This window comes from Streptomyces hydrogenans (genome assembly GCF_014656075.1).
Classification (GTDB): domain Bacteria; phylum Actinomycetota; class Actinomycetes; order Streptomycetales; family Streptomycetaceae; genus Streptomyces; species Streptomyces hydrogenans.
The window spans coordinates 1-6,199 of the sequence record NZ_BNBS01000222.1 but is presented as its reverse complement, the minus strand read 5'-3'; the positions used below and the strand labels follow the sequence as shown (position 1 = coordinate 6,199).

Below are 6,199 nucleotides of genomic sequence, written 5' to 3'. Positions count from 1 at the left end.
CGTCGGACTCTCCGCGGCCAACACCCACGGCAGCCAGGCACTGAAGCCCATGGTGCTCGGTCACCAAACGAGACACGACCCGCATCGCGGACGTCACTTCAAACCCCAGCGTCTGCATGCCGACAAGGCCTACGACATACCTGAGCTGCGGAGATGGCTCCGCGGAAGACGTATCGGCGTCCGCATCGCGCGCAAGGGCGTGGAGTCCAGTGAACGGCTCGGGCGCCGCAGGTGGGTGATCGAGCGCACGATGTCCTGGCTCACGGGCTACCGCCGACTCAACCACCGCTACGAACGCTATCCCCGCAACTACCTGGCCTTCCTCGGCCTCGCCGCAGCCATCTGCTGCTACAAGCGACTCGTCCGCCTCACCACATAGGACACGGTCTAAAGCTTCTCCTGTGGGCCCCCCGCGGGCCCACAGGAAGATGACAGCAAGGTGAAGTGCGGCCTGGCAGGCGATCGCGAGCTTGTCGATGCGCAAGCCAGGCCGCGCCACCGCTTGAGCCGGTTGACGCACCGCTCGACCGTCTTGCGCTGCTTGTACCCCTCGGCGTCGGAGGCGGACGGTCAGCCTCTGACGCGGCCTCGTCGCAAACAGCCGCCGATCCCGTCGGAAGGCTGAGAGACGACCGCACGAACGCCGCTCCGACGAAAGCGACTCAGGACCACACAGGCGAGGAGCAAAACGCGCAGAACACCGAGAGGACAGCGCCCCTGGGCATACCTGCGGGTGCGGGGAGCAGGGCCGATGATCCAGCCCCTCAGGATGTCGAGGGGTCCATCCCCGCAGGCGCGGGGAGCGGCAGTTCCTGACCAGCAGTCGTCCCCGGCATCGACCCCCTCCCAAGCAACTTTCACCGAAACAGACAAAACACCCCCAGGGGTCCGGAGAGCCCCCATGGTGAGCCCCGTGGTGAGCAACCCCGGCATGGTGAGTTCGGTGGTGAGCACGGTGGTGAATATCCCCGGGCATGGTGAGCTCGATGGTGAACGACCACGATGGCCTCTCCCGCACTCACCACACCCACCGACCACAACGCCCCGCAAGGGACCATCCCGCGAGCGCAGGGAACAGTGCAGCCTCTCCCCGCACGAGCCAGTAGGCGGGGGCCACCTCCGCGGGGACGGGGAGCAGGAGCCCGGGCTGCTGAATAAACGTTGCCGCTTCAAGCTTGAAGCGAACCACGCTAGGGGGTCTCGGGGCCCCGCACCTCGGAGGCCCCCGGCTCCTCGTCCCCCTCGTCACCGGCCGGCTCGTCGTCCGGTGGAGCGTACTGCCGGTCCGACGGACCTTCCCATGGCCCCGGGTCTGCCGCGCTGGGGCGCAATCCCCGCTCCGGCGGCGGCGACACGGCCTCCACAAGTGCGGCCAGAGGATTTCTGAGCCGTTCGATCCGGTCCGAGAGCCGCCGGCCCGGATTTGCCTCATTGTTGTCCGACATGGTGGAGCACTCCTTCCATCAGTGCTTTCCTGCTGTTGTGGCAGTAGCGGGTCTCGGTGCTGTCGAAACGTCCGGTCTCGAAGTACTTGTTGGCGGGGCTGCCGCCCCGGCAGTACGCGAAGTGGTCGCACGTGGCCCGGCAGGCCGCCACCCCGCGCATCGCCTCCGCCACCCACGGGAGGTCGGCTGCCTGCGCGACGACCTCGGCCAGTCCCGCGCCGAGGACGTCGGACGCGGCGAACCTGCCGTGTGCGGGCGAGGAGAATCCGGCGAGCTCGGGACCGAAGGGAACCACGTCGCCGTTCCACATCACCATCGGAACGGGGTCGTGCGCTCGTTCCGCGCGTGCCTCCGCGGTGCCCGCCAGCTGGGCGCGGACAAAGCCGAGGGCGTCGTCGACGTCCCGTACGCGCAGCCGTCCGTCGGACTCCGCGCGGTCCACCAGGGCGGCCCAGAACTCCACCACCCGGTCGTGGACGGAGGTCTCCTTCGCGCGCTGGACCCCCTTGCGTTCCACGAGGTTGACGCCGAGGGAGGCACAGCCCAAAGAGGCGAACCAGTCGTACAGCTCGCGGGCCCGCGCCACTGAGGGGTCGCGGACCACTGCGACGGCGGTGAAGGGGATGCCGTGCGCGCGCAGGGCACCTATGCCTGCCAGCGCGCGTCCGGTGCTGTCGCGGCCGGCGCGGTCGACACGGGATGCGTTCCGGTCGGCAGGTCCGTCGATGCTCACCGACACGCGGACGTTTCGCCGGGCGAACAGCTTGCACCAGGCGTCGGCGATGAGCACGCCGTTGGTCTGCACCCCGTGCCGTACGGGGAAGCGGCGGGCGGCGGGAAAGCGGCGGAGCAGTTCCTCGAAGTGGCTGGTCCCGGTGGTCAGGGGTTCGCCTCCGTGCCAGATCACGTCGACCGGATGGTGCTCGGCCCAGGCGCCCACGCCCTCCGCGACGGCCTCCGCCACCTCGAAGGACATGAGGCGGGCGCGCGTCCGGCCGGGCAGGTAGCAGTACGAGCAGTCGAGGTTGCACAGGGTTGTCGGCTGAACGAAGAGGAGTGGTGCGGTCAGGGAGAGGCGGACGGGAACTGTCCGTGTGCCGGGGGTCATGCCTGGTCCCTCCATCGTTCCGGGGGCGCGCCTGTGTCTTCCTGACGGTCTTTGCCTGCGAGCGCGCGGGCGGCGGCCAGCCTCTCCCGGGCGCGGCCCAGGTGGTAGGGGTCCCTCAGGTCTGCGAAGAGGTCGGCGGCATGCGCATAGGCTTCGGCGGCCTCCGCCTGGCGTCCGAGCCCCTGGAGGGTGAGCCCCAGGTCGTGGCTGACCGTGGCTTCCCGGTGCCGTTCGCCGACGTCCCGCAGGAGGGCGAGGGCAGTGCGCTGCTCCTCAAGTGCCGCAGCGAACTCGCCCAGGTCCGCGAGGGCGAGGGCGCGCTCGTTGCGGCAGGTGCCTTCCGCCTCTCGTTCCTCCTGCCGGGCGAAGGCGTCTCGGGCCCGCCGGTGCGCGCTTTCGGCTTCCTCCGGGTGGCCGGTGTGCCGCAGCACCCGGCCCAGGTTGTTGACCACCAGGGCTTCCAGGAAGGGCTCGTCCCCGTCCTTCAGGAGGGCTCCGGCACGCTCCAGGGCGGTTCGGGCCTCGGTGAACCGGCTCTGGTGCAGGAGCACGTACCCCCGGCCGTTCTCCGCTCGGGCGAGGGCGCGGGTGTCGCCGGCGCGTCCGGCGAGGCGGGCCGCCTCGCCGTGGGCAGCGGCGGCCTCGTCGAAGCGGCGGAGCTTGCCGAGGGTGTCACCGAGGCTGTACCAGGTCCTCGCCTGGTACTCCTCGGTGCCGGAGACCTCCTCGTAGGCCCGCAGGGCGGCGCGACACGCCTCGGCGGACTCCTCCAGCCGCCGTGTCCGGCGCAGGGCGACCCCGAGGTTGTTCGCGCTCTTGGCCTCGTCGAAGCGGTCGCCCAGGCGGCGGGCGGCGTGCACGGCCTGCTCGTACGCCACGACGGCGTCGTCGAAGAGCCGGCGCCGCCCGAAGTACTCTCCCAGGCCCAGGGCGAGGCGTACAGCGGCCGCGGCGTGGCCGGGGTCCGCGGCCCAGGCGGTCGCCGCCATCAGCGAGGTGCGCTCCGCGTCGAGCCAGGCGAGGGCCTCGTCCCGGTCGGCGAAACCGCCCGGCGCCGGGGTCCCGGCCGAGGCCAGCAGCAGTTTCCGGGCTTCGGCGACCCTGTCGCCGTAGTGGTCGAGCAGGCGGGTGCGGGCCTCCTCCCAGCGCAGCCGCAGCCCCTCGTCCGCACGCATCCCGGCCACCGCGTATGCCCGTACCAGGTCGTGCACGCGCCAGCGGCCGCGCGCGTTCCTCGGCTCCACCAGGTGAGCGCGGACCAGCGCGTCGACGGCGCGGGGCGGAAGCGGGCCACCGTGGCTCGCGGCCAGGGTCTCCGCAGAGACGTCCGGGCCCGGGGCGAGCGCCATCAGCCGGAACAGGTGGGCCTGTTCGCCAGTGAGTCGCCGGCAGGACAGGTCGAAGGTCGCGCGGACGCCGCGCTCCCCGTCGTCCAGGTACTCCATGCGTGTGTCCACGTCGCGCAGTTCGTCCGCGAGTTCGGCGACGGGTTTGCCAGGGTCGGCGATCAGCAGTGCCGCCGCGATCTGGAGGGCGAGCGGGAGGTGCCCGCACAGGCGGCAGACCTCCCGTGCCGCCGCCTCCTCGCGAGCGAGCCGCCGGTCGTCGCAGGCGGCGGCAGCCACGGCCCCGGCCAGGGCCTCCAGCGAGGCATCCGGCGTGAGCATGGGCAGGCGCACCTGCTGTGCGCCGAGCTGCGCGAGGACGTTCCGGGAGGTGATCAGGACACGGTGGGCCGGGTCCCCGGGCAGGAGCGGGACCACCTGGGAGGAGGCCGCCGCGTTGTCCGCCAGCAGCAAGACCGGGCCCCTGGCCCGCGCGGTCCGCTCCAGCACGGACCGGTAGAGCCCGGCCCGCTCGTCGGGGGTCGGCGGGATGCGCTCGGGGGTGACGCCGAGGGCGCGGAGCAGAGCCTGTACGGCGTTGTCCGGCGCGACCGGGTGGTCCTCGGCGCCGTGCAGGTCGACGAAGTACACCCCGCCGGGGAACCAGTCGGCGTGCCGCGCCGCGTGGGCCGCGTGGAGGGCAAGAGAGGTCTTACCCGCTCCGCCGAGCCCTGAGACGGCCACCGGGGGCGCGGGCATCCCGTCGCCCTCTTCCGGGCGCAGCAGGGCGAGGATCGTGTCGAGTTCGCGGGCGCGGCCGGCAAGGCGGGGGCCGGGGGCGGGCAGCGTGGACAGGGCGTCCGGCGTCGCCCCCGCCCCCGCAAGGGGCTGCGCGGCCAGGGGGCGCTGCGGGTCCTTGCGGGCAGGGCGGCCGCCACGGCTGCCCTGCCGGTCCTGACGGGCCCGCAGGAGAAGCTGCCGCCACCACTCCTCCGGCCGCGCCGCGTAGCCACCAGACCCCCGGGCCGCCTCGGCCTGGAGGAACGTCGCCATGGCCAGGAAGTAGCGGGTGTGGGCGGGCCCTGGGACGGTACGCCGGTTCAGCCAGCCGCTGATGGTCGCATCCGAGACCGCGGCCGGCGGGCTCTGCTGGTGCCCCAAGCGCACGAGCCGCCCCAAGGTCGGGCGCGCCGCCGCCTCGTACACAGCCGCCAGCTCGTCCCAGAACCTCTGCGCCTGCTCGCCCAAGTCCCCCCGCTCCCCCGTCGTCCCGCACCGCGTACGAGCGCGGCATTCCGACCCGCACGTCCCTCGGAACAGTTCCGACGCCCGGCCCCACCAGGGTGGTTCCCCTCCCGCCGCCGGGTATCCCCCTCGCCGGAAACCCGCCGGAAACGGCCCCATAGGTCCACCACCCGGCCACACCAGCGTGTCCGGCACATCTCTCCGGGAGCTTCCCATGACCGCCACCCCTACGCCGAGCACGACCTCCACGCCCCCGGCCGACACGGTCATGGCCAAGGCCGTCCGCCACGTCCTCCTGCCCGCTCTACGCCTGCTCGCCCTCGGCGCCACCGGCGGTGGCACGGAGGCACTCGTCACGTGGCTCTTCCAGCGGTGACCCTGACACCCAGGCCAGCTCACCCTCGCTGAGAACAGGGCCGTGCACTGCTACGGCCCGCAGCAAGTCCCCGTACCGACCGACCAGGGCATGATCGTCTCGCAGGCGACACAACGGAGCCCACTGCCACGTCCTCACCGCCGACCTCGACGCAGGCCGGCACAGGCGCGGGCACGAGGCGAAGTGACTTCGCGGATCGTGCCCGCGCGGGCCTCGTTGGGGCGGGATACGGGAGCACCCCCACAGGCGCGGGGAACAGCAGCAGCCGTCACCGCAGCACGCCGGGGCGGGATCGTCCCCGCGCGAGCGGGGAGCAGGCCAGGGTCGTCGGGATCGGGACGTTCGAGGCGGGCGCGGGGACTTCGACGACGACCTGGCCGGCGAGGCCACCCGGGTCGCGGACCGGCTGCACGGCCTGCTGGCCCGGATCCATCCCTCGCTGGAACGAGTCCTGGGGCCGCGGCTGCAGCACCCGGCCGTCCTCACCCTCCTGGAACGGTTCGGATCACCGGCACAGATCCGCAAGGCCGGCCGACGACGGCTGGTCACGTTGCTGCGGCCGAAGGCCCCCAGGATGGCCGAGCGGCTGGTCGAGGACATCTTCGCCGCCCTGGACGAACAGACCGTGGCGGTCCCCGAGACCGAGGCGGCCGCGTTGATCGTCCCGAGCCTGGCCGGATCGCTGACGGCCGTGCTCGAC

4 protein-coding genes and 2 pseudogenes are annotated in these 6,199 nt (G+C 72.5%); 3 read left to right on the top strand and 3 right to left on the bottom strand.

Features of this window, described 5'->3' with window-relative positions:
* Positions 1-379, top strand: a 379-nt coding sequence (locus IE321_RS40230; RefSeq protein ID WP_190226592.1) for a transposase, incomplete at its 5' end; no start/stop codon positions are given.
* Positions 380-412: 33 nt separating this feature from the next.
* On the opposite strand, the pseudogene IE321_RS42630 reads toward IE321_RS40230, so the two are convergent.
* The 3 genes and pseudogenes from IE321_RS42630 to IE321_RS40220 all read right to left on the bottom strand — a co-directional run.
* Positions 413-654, bottom strand: a pseudogene (locus tag IE321_RS42630) (IS5/IS1182 family transposase); the annotation flags it as partial.
* Between the two features lie 774 nt (positions 655-1,428).
* Entirely contained in the window at positions 1,429-2,553 is a 1,125-nt protein-coding gene (amcB, locus tag IE321_RS40225; RefSeq protein ID WP_190226591.1) for a cyclophane-forming radical SAM peptide maturase AmcB, read from the bottom strand.
* On the bottom strand, positions 2,550-5,126 hold the full coding sequence (locus IE321_RS40220; protein WP_190226590.1) for a tetratricopeptide repeat protein: 2,577 nt from the start codon (positions 5,124-5,126) through the stop codon (positions 2,550-2,552). The genes amcB and IE321_RS40220 overlap by 4 nt, the downstream gene beginning before the upstream one ends.
* 211 nt (positions 5,127-5,337) lie before the next feature.
* Between IE321_RS40220 and IE321_RS40215 the strand changes: the two genes are divergently transcribed.
* Together IE321_RS40215 and IE321_RS40210 are read left to right on the top strand one after the other, a co-directional pair.
* Positions 5,338-5,499: a hypothetical protein gene (locus IE321_RS40215; RefSeq protein ID WP_190226589.1), complete on the top strand. Its 162-nt coding sequence runs from the start codon at positions 5,338-5,340 to the stop codon at positions 5,497-5,499.
* A 361-nt stretch (positions 5,500-5,860) separates the two neighbouring features.
* A pseudogene (locus tag IE321_RS40210) lies at positions 5,861-6,199 on the top strand (IS110 family transposase); the annotation flags it as partial.